The following is an 18,248-nucleotide window of genomic DNA, read 5'->3' as shown; positions in this document are numbered from 1 at the left end:
ACAAGTAAGGCGTTATCCTTAGGTAACGCCATTACTTATTATCTCTCCCTCTAAGGAGATTGTCTTTTACTCAATACCTGTAACTATTTTTAATATAATCATAAATACACACTAATTTGCAAAAATTACTTGATAACGCTTGAATACTCATCGCTTCATCAATATGTTTTTTCAGTATCTTAAGCAATTCGTCCATATCACGCTTGATTAAACCCGGTTCCATATATGGCATCATTCTTAAAAAAAAGCCGAAGTCATGAGCAAGATATAACTCATTGACACCAATTCTAACTTCAGGAACAGTTTCAGAGCGTCGTTTATCCCAGCCTTGAGACTGAAAACTTACAGGAGTGATATGTAATCGGGTTAAAACGCCACCTGAGAGTCCCGTTTCATTAATTATACTCCCATCGGGATTAATTAAATTAGCGTGATTTAAGAAATGAAAAACAGGTATTCGTGCATTGCCTTTACATATATTTGGCAGAACATCATTAACAACACATTCCCAATCATAATGTCCATTTTCAAATACAACTTCTCGGATAAGATCTACACGTTCCAGTCCAACCAATCCTTTAGCTGCCATCGATTCCGATTTTTTTACCATCGAAATAGCACCATATCCCACAACAAACTCCGTTGTACTGACCCCTTCTTCAATTTTCTCTGAATCCCTCACATATAATTTTCCTTTCGGATCATCAGTTAAGACTAACTCATAAAGCTCATCTTTTATCATTCGAAATAAATGTGCTGGAATCCTTTTTTTAGTTTCACTCAGCACCTCAAATATTTCTTTATAAGATGGTGCTTGAACATATTTTACTGGTATTTTTTATGAATAACAGAGTCACTAATGTCAGCCTCTGCAAGTTCAGGTTTCCATTCAACAAACAATAATTTATTCTGTAAAAAATCCAAACTGGCATCAGGAAAACAACTAACTATATCTTCCAGGATTTCAGCTATATGTTCATCTGTTAAAGAGTAGCCTAAGAAAATAACAGGCCTCTCTATAAACATAGTTAGTAACTTAGATGATAGGTAAGGGTTTTTCTTTCTATATTTATCATAGTCACTTGATGTTAAAATCAATGAGTTAGGCTCAGTGCAGCAACCATGTATTTTATATATTTCGGCAATACCATGGCTCCTGCCAGTAATCAATCCATCCTGGCCTATAAAGGTTGTAAATTTAGGAAAAAGGCTTTCTAGAAAAACATCCCAGTTTGTGGTAATAACCCCATCAATATTTGCTTTCGCAAAAAGAGAAATTTCGTGTTTTAACTCATCATTATCTATAATATTTTCATGTGCATTCTCAATATATTTAGATATTGACAACTTCAAAGGAGACTGTTCGTTAATGAAAGTTTTCTCCTGTTCTTTTTCACTTAATGCTAATTTTCCTTCTTCAGTATCCCACCATTTCTCAGCATATGCCGACACCAATAATTGAGCATATTCGGGCAGGTCACCATTTGATTTTGTTTTTAATTTTATATGATTTTCCCCAATAGCCTCAGCAAAATGCTTCAAAAGTTCTTGCCAACATGGCACACCAAGGTAACGACGAGACACTCCGGAGCCAACAAATAACACTGGGGATGCTTCGAACTGCTTAAAATGCTCTTCAAGTTTTTTCTTAAAATTCATACTGATACTCTCTTTACAAGAAATCAAACCTTTTTATACCGATAACATTAAGGTATTGCTTCTTTCATCACCAGTACATTTATCAATTTTACGCAAGAAATCTAATCCTTAAGATTCAATTAGTTATCAGATTAAAACTTGATAAATAGCTTATCACTCCTGATGATAGCCGAATTGTTGTAACTTCGTTACGATGTAGGGCCCAATCAAGAGCCCATTCCCGTTTTCTAGTAATCGTGACTTTAGATTTAGGCTTACATGGCGCATTCCTGCCGCTTAGGCTCAATGGAAAGTATTGCCTCAGTGAAAACTCGTCTATTTGACCCTACCGACCAACTCCTCATTTGATAAATCAGCAGCTTTTAATTTAGGATCGCATGTCCACTTTTAAACAACTCACTCTCCATTCCCCCGGTTGATCTTCGCATAGTCAAACGGCGTAATCCCTTTTTCCCGGTTCGCATCCAGAAAATCCGCCCACCACTGCAACATCAGCTTGCGTTCGTCCAGATGTTCCGCTTTATGGATATATGCAGCCCGCACCGAATTGCGTTCCATATGGCTCATCTGCCTTTCCACCGCATCCTTCGACCATAGTCCTGACTCAATTAGCGAGCTACAGGCCATTGTGCGGAAGCCGTGACCGCAAACCTCAACTTTAGTGTCATAGCCCATCACCCGTAGCGCACTGTTTACCGTGTTTTCACTCATTGGCTTACGCGGATCATGATCGCCAATAAAGATCAGCTCATGTTCGCCACAGAACTGTTTTATCTGCTTCAGAATCGCCAGCGCCTGCTTTGAAAGCGGCACCAGATGCGGTGTACGCATCTTTGAACCTCGCTGAGAATGTTTCACGCCGGGAATAGGCTCTCGCTCTGGCGGGATGGTCCACATTGACGTTTCAAAATCGATCTCTGACCAGCGAGCAAAACGCAGCTCACTGGACCGAATAAAGATAAGCAGGGTAAGTTCCGTTGCCCAACGGGTTAGCGGCCTGCCAGTGTAACCATCTATTTTCTGGAGTAACTCAGGGATACGCTTTAACTCCAGCGCCGGACGATGCTGTCGATTACTGGAAGCAACCGCCCCCGCCATCTCCTGCGCCGGGTTGTAATCAATTAACCCGCTTTGCACTGCATAACGCATGATGGCCGTGGTGCGCTGTTGAAGACGGGAAGCCACTTCAAGACGTCCAGATGTCTCTACGGCTTTAATGGGAATTAACAGATCGCGGGTACCCAGTTCAGTAATATTGCGAGTGCCAATTGCCGGGAAGATATTGTCCTCAAGGCTCTTTTTTACGCGATTAGCATGATCTTCCGACCATTTCTGATTGGTAATGAGCCACTCTCTGGCAACCTTCTCGAAAGTAATAATCTCTTTCGCCTGCTCTTCTTTCACAGCACGTTTATGCTCACGAGGATCGATACCAGCAGCTACCAGCTTTCTGGCTTCTTCCCTTTTCCTCCTGGCATCCGCCAGCGAAACATTCGGGTAAACGCCGAACGCCATCAAATGCTGTTTACCGCCAAAACGGAAACGAAATCGCCAATACTTTGAGCCGTTAGGTTTTACAAGTAAGGACATGCCGTCGCCGTCAACAAGTGAATACTCTTTCTCCTCAGGTTTTGCAGAACGAACTTTAGTATCCGTTAGGGCCATAATAGGCCTCCTTCCATAGGTATATCGTGAGTATACAAGCAATATCGAATCGGCAAATATACTCATTAGTATACTCACAAGCTTGTTGATGTGGGTTGACCCAGGTTGACTTTAGTTGAGGAGGAAAGCGGGTAAAGCCTTGTGTGGCGCGGATTTTTGGCATAAAAAAAGACCTCAATTGAGGTCCATTTGCATGCTTTTGGTGCCGAAGGCCGGACTCAAATCACCATGCAATACATTGAAAAATATGAAATTGTTAAAAACAAAGTACGGTTATGCCCCCTTTTGTGCCCCCAGTATAAATTTCGTGAAACGCTGGAAGATTAGACTATTGCTCTGACAATAGCATAAAATTCAACCATACAAAGAGTTCGGTTAGGTTCCGTGTCACGAACCCAAACCAAAAATATTGTTACGCATAAATTTACTGTCGCTATTTTCTGATCGCAGCTTTATTTCTTGGACTCACTGCCACAAAAAAAAGATTTATAGAAAAACTGTTCACCCTATACACCTTTTTATTTTATCCTTTTATTTCAATGCATTGATGGATGTATAGCTACCTTCTCGGTGTACACCCCTGTTCACCTACAGGGTGAACAGCCTGAACCGCAGGCACAAAAAAACCGGCCTGAGCCGGTTTTGGGAGCGCTTGTCGTTATGATAGTGGCCGTTCAGCGGCCGATAGGATGCCCTGGTGTTGCTGCATGTATTCGGGTCACTGCCACTATAGGCGGCGCGGCGATTGAGCGTCCAATGGGTTCGGCAGATCAATAAAGGCCTATTGATCGGCTCGGCCGATCGACCCGCTCACCGTCACACCGCCCCGCACTTAGGCAGCCAGTCCGCTTCGCACTCGTCACTCAATATCAGGTTGGTCTGTATTCCCTGCTTGGTGCGGCGTTTCAGCAGCGTGTGTTCGTACTCTTTGAGCGTCTGCGGCACCGCCTGGCCGAACGCCGTCAGGTTCATCACGTGCTGATAACCCCTAGCGGCCATAAACGACAGGTAGGCGTGGTAGAGGTAGCGGCGCGGATTCGGTGGGGTAATGTTGGCGTTGCCGATCATCATCCCTTCCGGGGTACCCAGCACCGTCAGGTAGCCACAAAAATCGACCAGCGGATCGGCATGCCGTTTGATTTCCAGGGCTTCCGCCGAACTCTGCTGCGCCTGAAGCAGTGCACGCGCGTCATTCGGGTTGGCGAAGCGTTGCATCAGGTGACGCACAATCACGGCCAGCTCTTCGGTGATCTTCGCCAATAGCAACGGGTCGCGCTCTTCGGGGGCGATAGCTTCCGGGAACGGCAAAATAACGCGGCGGCGCGAGATGCCGCCGCTGCGGTCGCTGAACTGCATCGGATTGTTGTTCACCGCCAAAATCACCGCCGGAATGTGCGCCGCGTAGGCGTCGCGGTATTTCGGGTCGATGGCGACCGCATCGCCGCCGGTGATAGCCTTGATGCCTGCTCCGTCACCGCTCCATTTTTCCTGGTCGGGCAGGATAATCAGCGAGTAACCCACCACGCTGGCCCGCTCGCGCGCCGACTCCAGGTTATCGATGGTCGCGGAAGTGGTGTTGTCAGCCCCGGCCAGCAGCCGGGCGATGGCCGCCATCACGCTCTTGCCGCTGCCACCGGGGCCGGTCACTTCGAGGAACAGCTGCCAGTCGTAGCGGTTGGCCAGCACCATAAAAAGTGCCGCGAGGATACGCTCCTGTTTATCGTGGTTGCCCCCGGCGGCCCGCGTCAGCCACTGCCAGAAGTGCGGTGCATGGTCGGCCAGGTTCTCCCCGGCGCGCGGCGGCGTGTAGTCCACGCTGTTTACGGTGCGCAGCCAGTGTTCTTGCCGGTGAGCGCTGAACTGGCCGCTGACGGTATCAAACACCCCGTTACGAAAACCAATCAACCGGCGAGCAGGCTCGCCCATCTGCGGCACCATCAGCTTGAGGGTGTCCAAAATGCTGTTGATACCGGCGGCGGAGAACGGCGCGCGCACCTTCTGGAACAGCGCGGCAATCTCCCGGCTCAGTTGCCGGTGCGGCAGCACCTGCCAGGCGCCACGTGTATAGCGGCACAGCTCTTCCCCCACCGGCGGCACCGCCAGGGTGTTGCCGTAATGCTCAGCCAGCAGTTCGGCCTTCTCGCTGGCGCTCATGGCTTTCAGGTCGGCATCGCTCAGCGTGTCAAATGGGCTCGGCTGCGGCGGCTGGCTCAACGCCTGGAACTGCGCGCGCGTGGCCTCAGCGCCCTGCTGACAGTAAACGTCGTTCCAGTCGCCTTCCGTGGGCGGCAGCGCCGGGATACCGCCGGTGAGTGTGGCCGCCTCGGCAGCGCGGGTCTGCCCGGTGCCGCTGCGGTCATTATCGGCCGCCAGCAGCAGCCGCGCATCCGGGTAATGGCTGCGTACCTGCTCCGCCACGGCCGCCAGGTTGTTGACGCTGAGCGCCACGCACACCGTTTCACCGGTCAGGCGATGCACGGTGAGGCCGGTGGCGTAGCCTTCGGTGAGCCAGATAACCGCGTTGTCCGGGCCGTTCAGAATGTGGCAGGCGGCTTTCACCTGCCCGCCTGCCAGCATGCGCTTGTCCCCGCTGGCGTTAATCAGCTGCACGTTGACCACCTCACCCCCGGCATTGTGCAGCGGCAACAGCAGGTCGCCGGGCTGGAAGGTGATACCCCCGACGCGCAGCGGCTGGCCGTGCAGGGTCAGGGTTTCTGCCTCCGTCCAGCCTTTGGCGCTCAGATAGGCGTTGCCGGTCTGGGACTGCGCGACAGCCACCAGAGCCTGTGCCTGTCGCGCGGTCTTGCGCTGAGCCTCGGCCTTGTCTTGTGGTGAATGACCGGCCTTAGCGGCCGGTGGTAAAGTGCTGGCATTATCCCCCATCACGGCAGCCACCTGTTCAGCGGCGGCCCGGGCAGACAGTGACAGGGCTTTTTCCACCAGGTTGAGGCCATCACCGGCCCCGCACTGATTGCAGAACCAGGTGCCGCGTCCGTCCTGGTTGTCGAAACGGAAGCGGTCTTTACCGCCGCAGGTCGGGCACGGCTGCGGCTTGCCGCTCGGCTGCAAGGCGATGCCGAGGGCCGGGAGTATCACCGGCCAGTGGCCGGTGGCGGTGCGTACGGTCTGGGAAACGAACTGGGCGCTCATGCTCTTCTCCTCAGTGTACGGTGGCGTTCTGCGATGCCGACAGGCGCTCACAGCACAGCTCGTCCATCATCTTTTGCCCGAGCGCGGTCAGGCGCGGCGCAGCCACCAGAACGTCCGGCTGCACCATATCGCTCAGCATGGTGCACGCCATATCCATGCCGTCTTCTGCGCCGTACTGACGCACAAAGTGCCCTTCCAGACGCAGGGCAATCGTCATCTGCAGCTCGTCCAGCGTGTACCCGAGGCTCACCCGGTAAAAGGCGCAGGTGTCCAGATAGGCTTGCGCCACGGCGCGGCGGAAAACGGCGGTACGGACTTCAATCGGTAAACAGGATGAGGTGTTCATGCGGCGGTGGCCTCCATGCGGGCAAGGATTTGGGTTTCACAGGTGTTGACGACGTGGCCGAGCTGGTCAGTCAGCAGGGCAATGACCGAGGCGAACGATGCCTGTTGCGCGACGTCGGGGCGCTGCCCGCCGAGGTCGAGGGTGTCCAGCAGGTCGAGGAACAGCACGCCGGTGGCGTGCGCATGCTGAAGACGCAGAAAATCGGCGTGCGGGATAGGGTAATGGGTGTCGCGGTAGTAGCGGTCGGCCAGGGTGTTCATGCCACCGCCTTAACCGGCAGACGACCGGCAAAGGACAACACGTAATCACGGGCCAGCACGCGGCGAGCGTTGTGCTCAGAATCCGCCACGGTGCGCACGATACGCGGGGCGGCAGTCAGCGCAGAACGGCGTACGGCCGCAAACAAAAAGCAGAATGTAGGGTGAGTCGGGGTGAGGGTCGTAGCCATGGTGGCAGCCTCCTTAGAGTAAAGGTTATTGCTACCACCGAAGTTTCCACGCTTATGGGTGGTAGCCCAGACGGGGGTGGAAATACCGGCCTCTAAGAATACCGGCCTGACCGAAGTCAGCCCCGCCTGAGCCACCATTGATTGACTGCTGCGATAGCATAACATCCACCGCGCAAAAAATGAGCGAGCAAAGGCTGCGACATAAAAAAACACGCATGGCGCGTGTTGTGTCGCCTTAGAGTTACTCGGGTTTCCACGCCCGGCTGCCGATTTTGCGGCAGCGGGAGGACTATAGCGCAGGGCCGGACGTGGGAGCAAGCCGTAAGACGCCCCCGGACGTTCAATCGATCGCATAGTGATCAACAGTCGGTAAGCTGGTCGTTGCGGGTATCAGCAGCCGCGCAGGTCAGCGGCACCGGCCCGGCACGGAACAGGCGCGGCTCGGCCTGGCGACTCGCCAGACGAATAACGCCGTGTTTTTCACTGCGGTGCTCCGGCAAGACGACGCCAGGCTCTTTACGCTGCAACAAAATAGCTTCCGCCACAAACAGCGCGTCGCGCTCATCGAGGGTGAAATGCTGGCGACCAAAGGTTAACTGCATCATACGGCGGCCCCCTGGTGACGGTTGGCGATACGTTCATCCATCCACTGCTCGACCTCGGAGGCCAGCCAGGCGACGTTTTTACCGCCGAGGGAGACCTGGGCCGGGAACTGCCGACGGCTCATCATCTCGTACACGGTGGAGCGGGACAGGCCGGTGGTGTAGAGCACTTCCGGCAGGCGGATAAAGCGCTCGCGCGGGGTGTAACTGCCAGGAATAACCGGCGACGGGGTGGATGGGGTGGGGGTGGAAACGGTCAACATAAAACGCTACCTCTTTGTGTCCGGCCAACGCTGGCCGGGACTGTGTGAACTTCGGTAGCGCCCTATTATGTGAATATTTACCAGGGTGGCAACAAGGTGTTGTTGTGTGGTGGAACAGATTTTATGCTTACTTTTCAATCAAGTGGACAACGTTGGCCGATACTGGCCTTTATTGGCATTTATTGACCGTTGTTGGCAAACCGGCCGGAAAGCCTGAACGATGAATGTACAGTTGATTAATAGGGAAAAACCGCCAAACACCGCTAGCCAGGGAAAAGGTCGTTTTGGCCGGGTGAACAGTGGTGAACACTGGGTGAAGAGTTTAGCGAGAAGTGTTCACCCTCTTATTTACTGATTTATATATATTTTTTATTTATGTGAACAGTAGTGAATAGTTTTAGGTAAAACTAAAAACGGCTTGATGGTTTTCTCATCAGTGCCCAAGGCTGTTGTCCTGGGGACAGTCCAACCGGGATGAATGGCGATGTTGTACGGCGGTCAGCAGAATAGCTTCACATTGACTGACACCGGAGACTCGACCATGAGCACCACCGCCTTACCGAAATACATCACCGATAAACTGCAAGCCCTGCGTGACGCTCGCGCGGCCCACGACAAAAACTACCAGGCGTTGACCGACGTGGTGACAGGCATTGCCCGCTGCCACCAACAGAAGAAAGACACCGAAGTGCAGAGCCAGGAGGCAGAAAGCCAGTGGCGCACCCTGTTTCGCAAATTGCGCGGAGAAATGACGCCGGAACTGCAAGCGCAGCACCACAGCCGGATTTCCAAGCGGGAGCTGGCGAAGGAATTCGACGGCCTGATTGAAGAGATGGAACTGGACAAAATAGAGTTTCATCTTGATTGCGGAGGATCGGCCCCGAAGGTGGTGAACGCGCATAAAGACGCCCTCACAACCTTTGCTGACCATGCAATGGGCCAAGCCGTGGAAGCACTGAGCAAGGCGCTTATCAGCCCTGAGATTGTCAAGGCCTGCGCGCTGGCGAAAAAGGCGTATAGCGTTTATGGGGATGATCCGGTGAAAGCGATTGAGCAACATCTGCTGGGAACACTGCGGGGCCATATTAACGTTGCCACGGCAATGCAAAATATCGACCATCCGGTGCTGAATGAGATTGGTCTGACGATACCGGAACAAACTGGCGTATTGCAGGAGCTACAAAGAAGTCCAATGCGCCAGATGCAAGTGGCAAGAGAACTGGCGGAAAAACGCCGTCTGCTGCAAGAAAAAGGAGCCCAATCATGATGCGCTGCCCGTTGTGCACCCATGCGTCCTATACTCGCACCAGCCGCTATATCACGGAGCGAACGAAAGAGGCGTATTACCAATGTCAGAGCCTGACTTGTTCTTGCACATTCAAGACGGTGGAAAGCGTCGATAAAATCCTGTGTCAGCCGATACAGGCACAACCGGCCGACGAGAACGCCCCACCGCCGCCGAAGGAAAGGACATTGAACCGCTGTCGCCGCTACAGCAGCAATCCAACCATGCACTAAGCGCCCTCCTCAGCCCCGCCGCTCTCGACAGCATCGCGGGGCATTCCCCTTCCGCCTCGCCCAAAACAGCCTTTTTCCTGGCTAGCCAGCCTCAAATTGCGCGTGCATGCATAGGGTGCATGATTTTGCATGCAAGAAAATGCACTTTTCATCCCCTGCCGCACCAGTACTGGCGCGGCCTGCGGCCGTTCATGCAACTGCATGAAAAGCGACACATGAAGCGCGCAGGCGAGGCGGGGGAAGTATTGCGCTCTTCATGAGAAGAGCATATTGTGATCAATATCAAAAATATGCAGAATATATCATTAAATATGGAATAAAATATCAAACAGAATCGAGAAGAGATTTAAGATTAGAAGAAACAATAGCCCCAATTCACAAAAAATGGATTTAACATGCCTATAGATATAAAACAATTAGTTCATGATATAACTCCGGAAAAAACAGTTTTATTTTTCGGCGCAGGATCATCCATACCATCTAGAGCCCCCAGCGTGGATGGGATAATAAAAAAACTAGCAGGAAGATTCAAAGAAGATTCTAATGGATATAGTCTCAGAGAGTTTACCAGCATATTAGAAACAAAATATACAAGACTCGAGATGATAACTGAGCTAAGGAAGCTATTTGAAGATCTCAAACCCACTGGAGGCATACTAAATACGCCTCTATATGATTGGAAGTCAATATACACAACAAACTACGACGAATTAATAGAACAGACTTACAACTCATCTCAAAAAAGAATAAGAGTCATTTCTTCAAACTTCGACTTTTCTAATACCGGCAGTGCTGACAGTCTAAAATACTTTAAATTACACGGAACCATAGACAAAGACATCGTTGACGGAACTCAATCTCGAATAATCATAAGTGACGGTGATTACGACCAAACCGTAGAATATAGAGAGAAACTTTGGGATAGATTTAAAAATGACATTGGTGACTCTCACTTAATAATCATAGGGCATTCACTTGCAGACGCACACATTAAAGAGCTAATTGAAAAAACAGCTAGTATAAATGCTATTTCCGGCGTTGGTAAGGTATCATTATTCCTTTACAATAGAGATGATAACAGAGCCATGCTTTATGAGAGAAGAGGTTTCAAGGTATGCTTTGGTGGAATTGATGATTTTTTTGCCGAATTAGCTGCTGCGAAACCTCAAGTAGGGCCACAAAGGAATGATCAAGATTATTTCTATAATACTATACAATTACGTGCAACAACCCAGGATGTCAATCACTTAATGTCTGGAGATGGCGATGCAATTGCCATGTTTAATGGTTGGCCAGCCCTATACTCTGATATTAAATCCGGGCTAACATTTGAGCGAGATATTATCAGCCTTAGCGATGAGTTAATTAACTCATCGGACATTACATCACTCATCATTCTAGGGGCGAGTGGTGTAGGAAAGACAACCGCAGCCAGGCAAATGCTCGTTAGATGCATAGATAAAGGTATAATATGCTGGGAACATAAAAACGATTTCAATTTAGAAGCATTAGCGTGGTTGGATGTAAGTAAGGAGCTTTTAAAAAATGATAAGTTAGGCGTATTGTTTATAGATGAGGCTCACTCTCAACTAAATGCAATTAACGAGTTAATTGACAGACTACGCTCAGACAATATTTTCAGTTTAAAAATAATTTGCGCCTCATCTAAGAACCTATGGAATCCGCGCATTAAAACCCCAAACATATATAAACATGGCAAAGATGTAAGTCTTTCACAATTGTCAAGTGAAGAAATAGACCGACTTCTTTTCCTAATCGAAAACAACCCAACTATGAGGGGGTTAACTGAAGAAAACTTCAGTGGTTTTTCTAGGCCAGAAAGAAAGAGGCGGCTAGCGGTCAGATGTGAGTCTGATATGTTTGTTTGTTTGAAGAATATATTCGCCTCAGAGAAATTTGATGATATTATCTTACGGGAATATGCTAATTTATCGCCTGAACTTCAAGAAATATATAAAATTGTTGCCGCAATGGAAAGTGCAGGGGTTAGAGTCCACAGACAATTAATCATCAGATTACTAAGCATCCCTAGTGATGCCATTCAAGCCATTTTAATTAACTTATCAGAAATAATTAATGAGTATACCGTTAGTGAGCGGGAAGGTATTTATGGCTGGAGAGGAAGACATTCTGTAATTGTAGATATAATCGCAAAATACAAATATTCAGATGCAGAACAGATAATATCTCTTTTCGATAAGGTTATTGATTGCATTTCACCAACATATGATATTGAAATTCGTACTATTAGAGAACTTTGCAATATCGAAAACGGACTACAAAGAATTTCGGATAAAACAGTTCAAAATCGACTACTGAGAAAAATGATTTCAATTGCGCCTGGAGAACGCTTACCTAGACATAGGCTCATAAGAAATATGATTGACTTAGGTGAATTTGATAAAGCTGAAACAGAAATAAGAATTTTTGACAAAGATTTCAAATCTGATAGTGCAATCATGCGTTATAAAGTTTCGCTCTTAACAGCAAGAGCAGCAAACACACCAGGCATAATGAACGAAGATAGAATTTCAATTTTGCGAGAAGCAGAGAAGGTAGCAATTATAGCTCTGCAGCGTTATCCAGATCACAAATACATTTTGAGTTCTTATTGTTCACTTGGGCTTGAACTTTACAGAAAGTCAAAAGATATAGCAGTATTTGATGACGCAATAACAAGATTAAAGCAAGCAGAGGAAAGAACGTCCGATCCAGAAATAAGTAAATTAATATTGAAATTTGAGCGAATTATTACAGGCCAATTAGGTAGCGATGAATAACATACCCCCCTCCTAGTTGAGGGGGGTTATCTAATTTTTCTTTGCGTAATCATAGGCAGTTACATAACCATAACGATTTGCATGTAAATAATCGGCCCACCACTGAACCATCAACCTACGCTCATCAAGATGCTCTGACGTATGGATGTAAGCAGCTCGAACACTATTTCGCTCAGAATGGCTTAGCTGGCGTTCTATCGCATCATCGCTCCACAACCCAGACTCACCTAAAGCACCGCGAGCCATAGTCCTAAAACCATGACCGCACACCTCTGTTTTAGTGTCGTATCCCATTGCACGCAGTGCATTATTCACCGTGTTTTCGCTCATGACTTTATCGGGATCGTGATCGCCGGGAAATAACCGTTTGTTATCGCCACTCAAAGACTTCAAACGCTCCAGCAAGACCAACGCTTGACGGCTTAGCGGGACGAGATGCTCCTCTTTCATCTTCATGCCACGGTGTGAGTAGCGTACACCTTTGATTTCTTCACGCTGCGCCGGTATGCGCCAGCACGCTTTATCAAAATCGAACTCATCCCAGCGGGCGAAGCGCAGCTCACTAGAACGCACAAAGGTGAGTAAAGAAAGCTCTACGGCGATGCGTGTCATGAGACGTCCCCGATAAGCGGCAAGCCTTGCGAGAAACTCAGGGAAACGATGAGGCGGCAATGCCGGATAATGCCGAGCTTTGGTTGTTGCCAATGCTCCGGCCATGTCGCTGGCAGGATTAGAATCAATGTAATCGTTCTGAACTGCATAACGCATAATGGCCGTAACACGTTGCTGTAAGCGCTGCGCTACGTCGTGCTTACCGCTGGCGTCAACGGCCTTAATCGGTGCTAAGAGATGGCTGGTTTTAAGGCCACGAATATTAGCTGCGCCAATGTGCGGGAAAATATACAGTTCCAAATAACGAAGCACTCTCGCTCGGTGATCTTCACTCCAACGTTTGTTGTTGGCGTGCCATTCTCGGGCAATGGTCTCGAACGTGTATGCGCCCGCAGTTTCAGCCTGAGCTTCCCTTTCTTCTGCTTTTGGATCCAATCCTTGTACCAACAGCTTTTTGGCTTCGTCTCTTTTGCTACGTGCCTCGGCAAGACTGACCGTCGGCCAAACACCGAAAGCAAGCCGATCCTCTTTTTTATCGTTAGGGCGGCGGTACTTCATTCGCCAATATTTGGAACCTTTCGTCGTAACCTCGAGATACAAACCGCCACCATCGGCCATTTTGTAGGTTTTCTCTTTGGGCTTTGCGGTCTCGACCTGGCGGGCGTTTAGCTTCATTTTGGGGGCACATTTTCTATCGAAGTGGAGATGCCCCCAATTATGCCCCCAGTGCCCCCTGGATTTCAACGGACGGTCTCGGACAACAGCGGACGCCAGAAAGGCTACTCTAATTGATTTTAAAGGATTTTTTGGACTTCGTCGGACGACTACGGAAGGTGGAATGGTGCCGAAGGCCGGACTCGAACCGGCACGTATCTCTACGGTTGATTTTGAATCAACTGCGTCTACCGATTTCGCCACTTCGGCACTGAAGTAGTATGCGGAAAACGGGTGAATTATACCTTCCCGCGACCAGCACGCAACACTTATCCGTTGTTCAATGAGTTAAGTGTCGAAAAAACCGCCGCCACGCGCGTTTGCCCGCCCCATCCTCTCGCTGTGCCCCCCTCCCAACCACGTTGATGATGAGCAGGCTGTTGCAACGAGCATCCAGGATCAGTCGCCACGCTCACGCAATGCCGTCCGATTCCAGATTCCAGCGTCGTTGCACAGAGCAATGATGGCTCCTGTGCCGGACGTCATTCACTCCCACTGCTCACCGCGCTAGCGAGATTCGTTCAGTAGCCCGGCACGTCGTTGGTCGCAACCCGCCCCCCATCACCACTGCCTCACCCTGCGCCTGGCAAAAACAATATAATCCCCAGCCGCAATGACAATGCTGCAAATAATTGCATAACAATGTGTCAGCCAATAAAGAATGAGGTTGCGTAACATTCCGAGAACACTATTTTTTCATTGGTAAATATCAGACGGAAAATATAAAGAGAGGAATAACGCCATCAAAAAAGAGACGGTATTTTCGGTTGGATAGGCTTCGAACTAAAATCACCATAAAATAGCGCACATACCTAACACAATGGCTGGTTAATGCCTAAAAACCAGCTGAGATCGCTTGCCTCTGCGGAGTTAATAGCTTTAAGATGGTGCAAGAAAATTTTCCCTGGTGTTGGCCAATATTGGCAACCTGGCCCTACGCGGTCAGGTTTTTTTTTGTATTTTTTATCAAAACATTACCGGGAAAGTGTATCGCCTCAAGGGGTGCGAAACCAGTTAGACTAAAGTACAGTCCCTTACTAGACCTTTATAAGTTCAGCTAGGTGATTATTTCATATCGCAGAGTTCGGGGCCGATACGTTATTGCTGCCTTTACGTTAATCGCCTCAGTGCCAAATCACTACCGATTTAACGCCCGTCATTTCCCGATTCGAAAGACGCTGCTCGCCAGCCGGTATTTTCTCTCTTTAGACGTATCCCGGCTGATGAGTTCTGCGCAGTCGTTGCCTCAGTATTCCACGGGCTAACTAGCCCGTCACTCCACCGGCTTAATCAGCCGCAGCTCCATCCCCAGACGCACGGCATGTCGGGCATTCGTGACCCCCAACTTTTTGACGACGTTGGACATATGAAACTTGATGGTGCCGGTCTTTATACCGAGGATCATCGCCGTTTCCTGGTAAGTTTTACCTACGCTGGCCCAATAGAGGATCTCGTTTTCCCTGTCGGTAAAGCGGGCGTTTCTCTCCAGGGCTGCGGCGTTTTTTGCTGACAGTGGGGACAGCGCCAGATAGGACTCATGGATTGAGGCCAGCAATACCGAAATATCACCTTTACGATCGGTGAGCGCCTGGATGGCTTCCGCTCTTTGCTCAAGGTTGAAGGCAAAGGAAAGCGTGACAAGATTGTCGTTGTAATCGTGCAGCACGAAGGTATAGCCGTGCGTTACGCCAAACTCGCGGGCCTGTTCAAACAACTCAGGAAAGTGCAGCCCCGCGTCGGCCATGATTTGCTCGTCCCAGGCGAACGGGATCAGGCGGTTGCGGGCGGTAAGCACTACCGGATCAATGTACTGCAATCCCTGCTCTTGGTACTTTTTTACCCATTCACTCGGGTAGTTGGTGACGCCAAAGATGCAGGCAATGTCTTTTTTGGATAGGACCACATACGCCCACAGGAGATCGCCCAACTCTCCTAATGCCGCCTCCAGGCGCTTGCCGATAATGTTGCTGAGATTATATTCGTCTTCCATTGGCTGCCTGCTCCCTCTCCTGCATTGCTGCTGAAGTGACTATAGCACGACAAAAACCGCAGGCGGGGGCATGCCCCCCCCCACAAAAAAGGCGCGGCCCCGCGGCCACGCCTTTCTTCACTACCGCTTGCTCCGCTACTTGCGTTTGAGCAGCATATACACGCTAATCAGCAGGAACAGCATGCTCGGCAACAACGCGCCCAGCACCGGCGGCATGCTGTACACCAGGCTCAGCGGGCCGAAGATCTGATCCAGCACGTAGAACAGGAAGCCGAAGCTGATGCCGGTCACCACGCGGATGCCCATCGGCACGCTGCGCAGCGGGCCGAAGATGAACGACAGCGCCATCAGCATCATCACCGCCACCGACAGCGGCGAGAAGATTTTGCTCCACATGTTGAGCTGGTAACGGCTGGCTTCCTGGCCGCTCTGCTTCAGGTACTTCACGTAGTTGTGCAGCCCGCTGATGGAGAGCGAATCCGGATCCAGCGCCACCACGCCCAGTTTGTCCGGGGTCAGGTTGGTTTTCCATTCGCCGGTCAGCGTCTGGGTGCCGGTCACCTGTTTCGGGTTGGTCAGATCCGAGGTGTCCACCTGCGAAAGCTGCCACAGGCCGTTCTCGAAGCTGGCGGTGGCCGCATAGCGCACCGTCTCGAGGCGACGCTGATCGTTGAAGTGGTAGATGTTCACGCCGGAGAGTTCTTTATCGCCGGAGACGCGCTCGATGTAGATGAAGTCGTTGCCGTCCTTCGCCCACAGCCCGCTTTTGGTGGAGAGCAGCGAGCCGCCGTACATCTGCTGGGCGCGATAGTTGCGTGCCATCTGCTCGCCCTGCGGCGCCACCCACTCGCCGATCGCCATGGTCAGCAGCACCAGCGGAATGGCGGTTTTCATCACCGAGCCGGCGATCTGCAGGCGGGTGAAGCCGGAAGCCTGCATCACCACCAGTTCGCTGCGCGTCGCCAGTTGGCCCAGGCCGAGCAGCGCGCCGAGCAGCGCCGCCATCGGGAAGAAGATCTCGATGTCTTTCGGCACGCTCAGCAGGGTATACATGCCGGCGCTCAGCGCGGTGTATTCGCCCTGGCCGACCTTGCGCAGCTGATCGACGAACTTGATGATGCCGGACAGCGACACCAGCATGAACAGCGTCATGATGATGGTGTTGAAAATCGTTTTACCGATATACCGGTCTAATACGCCAAACATCAGGCCGCTCCTCTCAGGCGTGCGCGCAGCTTGCGCATCGGCACGGTATCCCACAGGTTCAGCGCCAGCGCGATCGCGAAGTAAACGCCGTTAACCAGCCACAGCCACAGCATCGGATCCAGCTTGCCCTTGCCGGCGTTGGAGCGCAGCGAGGTCTGCAGCAGGAAGAAGATCAGATACAGCAGGATGGCCGGCAGCATGCTCAGCACGCGGCCCTGGCGCGGGTTCACCACGCTGAGCGGCACCACCAGCAGCGCCATCAGCGCCACCGACACCACCAGCGTCAGGCGCCAGTGGAACTCGGCGCGCGCGTCCGGATCGTCGGATTCCCACAGCGTCTGCATCGACATCTGTTCGGATTCGGTGTTGTCCGCCGCCACGGTGCGGTGGCCAATCACCGCCTTGTAGTCGGTGAAGTCGGTAATGCGGAAGTCGCGCAGCAGCGCGGTGCCTTCAAAACGGGTGCCCTTGTCGAGCGTCACCACCTGCGAGCCGTCTTTCTGCTGCACGATGTTGCCGTGCTCGGCCACCACCACCGACGGGCGTTGGTTGCCGTTCGGCCGCAGCTGCGCCAGGAACACGTCGTTAAAGGTGCTGCCCTTCACGTTGCCGATAAACAGCACCGCGTTGCCGTCCTGCGAGGGTTTGAACTGCCCTTCCGCCAGCCCGGCGATGCTCGGGTTGGCCTTGGCTTCGTTCACCACCACGTCCTGATAGCGCGAGGCCCAGGGGCCGGCCCAAAACACGTTCACCGCCGCGACCGCAGAGGTGAACAGCGCCAGGATCATGGCGGCGATAATCAGGGTGCGTTTGCCCAGCCCGCAGGCGTGCATGACGGTGATTTCGCTCTCGGTATACAACCGCCCAAGCGTCATCAGCAAGCCGAGAAACAGGCTCAAAGGCAGGATGAGCTGCGCCATCTTCGGCACGCCCAGAGCGAGCAGAGAGAGTACTAAGTTTGTCGGGATATTGCCGTCCACCGCGTCGCCCAACACCCTGACCAGGTTCTGACAAAAGAAGATCAGAAGCAGGATGAACAGGATGGCGATTTGGCTCTTGAGCGTTTCCCGTACCAGATATCTTATGATGATCACGCTTATTACGCCTGTGAAAACTTGTCTTTTTGCAGGAAAATCGATAATTTCATCGCTAATCCGCCATTTATTCTCATCATATGGCAACCTTCACAGCTAAAATAGTATTACAACATCAAGCCGTTTGGGTGTCCTATAGGAACTTGCTTATAGTCGCCAAAACAGAGCAATTTACGCCGT

General features: G+C 50.9%; 16 protein-coding genes, 1 tRNA gene and 1 pseudogene. 3 read left to right on the top strand and 15 right to left on the bottom strand.

The genetic code is table 11. From position 1 onward, the window contains the following. Nucleotides 1-70: 70 nt before the first annotated feature. The 10 genes and pseudogenes from J0F90_RS24650 to J0F90_RS02445 form a co-directional block, all read right to left on the bottom strand. Nucleotides 71-787 (bottom strand): hypothetical protein, encoded by a 717-nt coding sequence (locus J0F90_RS24650; protein WP_080286898.1) that lies wholly within the window; start codon nucleotides 785-787, stop codon nucleotides 71-73. A 38-nt stretch (nucleotides 788-825) separates the two neighbouring features. Continuing rightward, entirely contained in the window at nucleotides 826-1,659 is an 834-nt protein-coding gene (locus J0F90_RS24645; RefSeq protein WP_080286899.1) for an SIR2 family protein, read from the bottom strand. A gap of 396 nt (nucleotides 1,660-2,055) precedes the next feature. Further along, a complete protein-coding gene (locus tag J0F90_RS02475; RefSeq protein ID WP_033638857.1) occupies nucleotides 2,056-3,324 on the bottom strand; it encodes a tyrosine-type recombinase/integrase in 1,269 nt (422 codons plus the stop codon). Nucleotides 3,325-4,140: 816 nt separating this feature from the next. Continuing rightward, the gene (locus J0F90_RS02470) at nucleotides 4,141-6,474 is read right to left on the bottom strand and encodes a primase-helicase zinc-binding domain-containing protein (RefSeq protein WP_033638858.1); all 2,334 of its coding nucleotides are present in this window, start codon (nucleotides 6,472-6,474) and stop codon (nucleotides 4,141-4,143) included. A 10-nt stretch (nucleotides 6,475-6,484) separates the two neighbouring features. Next, nucleotides 6,485-6,820, bottom strand: a complete 336-nt coding sequence (locus tag J0F90_RS02465) for a DUF5375 family protein (RefSeq protein WP_033638859.1) — start codon at nucleotides 6,818-6,820, stop codon at nucleotides 6,485-6,487. Beyond that, the gene (locus J0F90_RS02460; protein ID WP_033638860.1) at nucleotides 6,817-7,080 is read right to left on the bottom strand and encodes a hypothetical protein; all 264 of its coding nucleotides are present in this window, start codon (nucleotides 7,078-7,080) and stop codon (nucleotides 6,817-6,819) included. The genes J0F90_RS02465 and J0F90_RS02460 overlap by 4 nt, the downstream gene beginning before the upstream one ends. Beyond that, nucleotides 7,077-7,268 (bottom strand): host cell division inhibitor Icd-like protein, encoded by a 192-nt coding sequence (locus J0F90_RS24870; RefSeq protein ID WP_412103733.1) that lies wholly within the window; start codon nucleotides 7,266-7,268, stop codon nucleotides 7,077-7,079. Before J0F90_RS24870 ends, J0F90_RS02460 begins: the two co-directional genes overlap by 4 nt. A gap of 24 nt (nucleotides 7,269-7,292) precedes the next feature. Beyond that, nucleotides 7,293-7,622, bottom strand: a pseudogene (locus J0F90_RS24865) (ash family protein); the annotation flags it as partial. Between the two features lie 5 nt (nucleotides 7,623-7,627). Continuing rightward, nucleotides 7,628-7,873: a hypothetical protein gene (locus J0F90_RS02450; protein WP_033638862.1), complete on the bottom strand. Its 246-nt coding sequence runs from the start codon at nucleotides 7,871-7,873 to the stop codon at nucleotides 7,628-7,630. After that, complete coding sequence (locus J0F90_RS02445) at nucleotides 7,870-8,133, bottom strand: helix-turn-helix transcriptional regulator (protein WP_033638863.1); 264 nt, start codon at nucleotides 8,131-8,133, stop codon at nucleotides 7,870-7,872. The genes J0F90_RS02450 and J0F90_RS02445 overlap by 4 nt, the downstream gene beginning before the upstream one ends. A 541-nt stretch (nucleotides 8,134-8,674) precedes the next feature. Here J0F90_RS02445 and J0F90_RS02440 point away from each other — a divergent pair. The 3 genes from J0F90_RS02440 to J0F90_RS02430 all read left to right on the top strand — a co-directional run bounded on the left by J0F90_RS02440 (nucleotide 8,675) and on the right by J0F90_RS02430 (nucleotide 12,452). Then, nucleotides 8,675-9,400 (top strand): hypothetical protein, encoded by a 726-nt coding sequence (locus tag J0F90_RS02440; protein ID WP_033641320.1) that lies wholly within the window; start codon nucleotides 8,675-8,677, stop codon nucleotides 9,398-9,400. After that, nucleotides 9,397-9,651 (top strand): ogr/Delta-like zinc finger family protein, encoded by a 255-nt coding sequence (locus J0F90_RS02435; RefSeq protein WP_072009635.1) that lies wholly within the window; start codon nucleotides 9,397-9,399, stop codon nucleotides 9,649-9,651. The genes J0F90_RS02440 and J0F90_RS02435 overlap by 4 nt, the downstream gene beginning before the upstream one ends. A gap of 395 nt (nucleotides 9,652-10,046) precedes the next feature. After that, nucleotides 10,047-12,452: an SIR2 family protein gene (locus tag J0F90_RS02430; RefSeq protein ID WP_072009637.1), complete on the top strand. Its 2,406-nt coding sequence runs from the start codon at nucleotides 10,047-10,049 to the stop codon at nucleotides 12,450-12,452. A 30-nt stretch (nucleotides 12,453-12,482) separates the two neighbouring features. Here J0F90_RS02430 and J0F90_RS02425 read toward each other — a convergent pair whose 3' ends face one another. The 5 genes from J0F90_RS02425 to lptF all read right to left on the bottom strand — a co-directional run bounded on the left by J0F90_RS02425 (nucleotide 12,483) and on the right by lptF (nucleotide 18,068). After that, complete coding sequence (locus tag J0F90_RS02425) at nucleotides 12,483-13,739, bottom strand: tyrosine-type recombinase/integrase (protein ID WP_033638864.1); 1,257 nt, start codon at nucleotides 13,737-13,739, stop codon at nucleotides 12,483-12,485. A 164-nt stretch (nucleotides 13,740-13,903) separates the two neighbouring features. Beyond that, nucleotides 13,904-13,988: transfer RNA gene (locus J0F90_RS02420), tRNA-Leu, on the bottom strand. Between the two features lie 1,063 nt (nucleotides 13,989-15,051). Beyond that, complete coding sequence (locus J0F90_RS02415) at nucleotides 15,052-15,768, bottom strand: LuxR family transcriptional regulator (protein ID WP_033638865.1); 717 nt, start codon at nucleotides 15,766-15,768, stop codon at nucleotides 15,052-15,054. A 135-nt stretch (nucleotides 15,769-15,903) separates the two neighbouring features. Next, nucleotides 15,904-16,974, bottom strand: coding sequence for an LPS export ABC transporter permease LptG (gene lptG / locus J0F90_RS02410; RefSeq protein WP_004933350.1), 1,071 nt, complete (start codon nucleotides 16,972-16,974; stop codon nucleotides 15,904-15,906). Further along, nucleotides 16,974-18,068 (bottom strand): LPS export ABC transporter permease LptF, encoded by a 1,095-nt coding sequence (gene lptF / locus J0F90_RS02405; protein WP_004933351.1) that lies wholly within the window; start codon nucleotides 18,066-18,068, stop codon nucleotides 16,974-16,976. The genes lptG and lptF overlap by 1 nt, the downstream gene beginning before the upstream one ends. Nucleotides 18,069-18,248 lie beyond the last annotated feature (180 nt).

It is taken from the genome of Serratia marcescens subsp. marcescens ATCC 13880, assembly GCF_017299535.1.
In the GTDB taxonomy this organism is placed as follows: Bacteria; Pseudomonadota; Gammaproteobacteria; order Enterobacterales; family Enterobacteriaceae; genus Serratia; species Serratia marcescens.
This window is presented reverse-complemented; position numbering and strand designations above follow the sequence as displayed.

What these genes read in the sequence shown, in the direction of transcription:
- lptG (WP_004933350.1), bottom strand. Translation starts at nt 16,974, where the DNA reads ATGTTTGGCGTATTAGACCGGTATATCGGTAAAACGATTTTCAACACC.
- J0F90_RS02460 (WP_033638860.1), bottom strand. Translation starts at nt 7,080, where the DNA reads ATGAACACCCTGGCCGACCGCTACTACCGCGACACCCATTACCCTATC.
- J0F90_RS02425 (WP_033638864.1), bottom strand. Translation starts at nt 13,739, where the DNA reads ATGAAGCTAAACGCCCGCCAGGTCGAGACCGCAAAGCCCAAAGAGAAA.
- J0F90_RS02470 (WP_033638858.1), bottom strand. Translation starts at nt 6,474, where the DNA reads ATGAGCGCCCAGTTCGTTTCCCAGACCGTACGCACCGCCACCGGCCAC.
- J0F90_RS24870 (WP_412103733.1), bottom strand. Translation starts at nt 7,268, where the DNA reads ATGGCTACGACCCTCACCCCGACTCACCCTACATTCTGCTTTTTGTTT.
- J0F90_RS02450 (WP_033638862.1), bottom strand. Translation starts at nt 7,873, where the DNA reads ATGATGCAGTTAACCTTTGGTCGCCAGCATTTCACCCTCGATGAGCGC.
- J0F90_RS02415 (WP_033638865.1), bottom strand. Translation starts at nt 15,768, where the DNA reads ATGGAAGACGAATATAATCTCAGCAACATTATCGGCAAGCGCCTGGAG.
- J0F90_RS02445 (WP_033638863.1), bottom strand. Translation starts at nt 8,133, where the DNA reads ATGTTGACCGTTTCCACCCCCACCCCATCCACCCCGTCGCCGGTTATT.
- J0F90_RS02435 (WP_072009635.1), top strand. Translation starts at nt 9,397, where the DNA reads ATGATGCGCTGCCCGTTGTGCACCCATGCGTCCTATACTCGCACCAGC.
- J0F90_RS02430 (WP_072009637.1), top strand. Translation starts at nt 10,047, where the DNA reads ATGCCTATAGATATAAAACAATTAGTTCATGATATAACTCCGGAAAAA.
- J0F90_RS02440 (WP_033641320.1), top strand. Translation starts at nt 8,675, where the DNA reads ATGAGCACCACCGCCTTACCGAAATACATCACCGATAAACTGCAAGCC.
- J0F90_RS24645 (WP_080286899.1), bottom strand. Translation starts at nt 1,659, where the DNA reads ATGAATTTTAAGAAAAAACTTGAAGAGCATTTTAAGCAGTTCGAAGCA.
- J0F90_RS02465 (WP_033638859.1), bottom strand. Translation starts at nt 6,820, where the DNA reads ATGAACACCTCATCCTGTTTACCGATTGAAGTCCGTACCGCCGTTTTC.
- J0F90_RS02475 (WP_033638857.1), bottom strand. Translation starts at nt 3,324, where the DNA reads ATGGCCCTAACGGATACTAAAGTTCGTTCTGCAAAACCTGAGGAGAAA.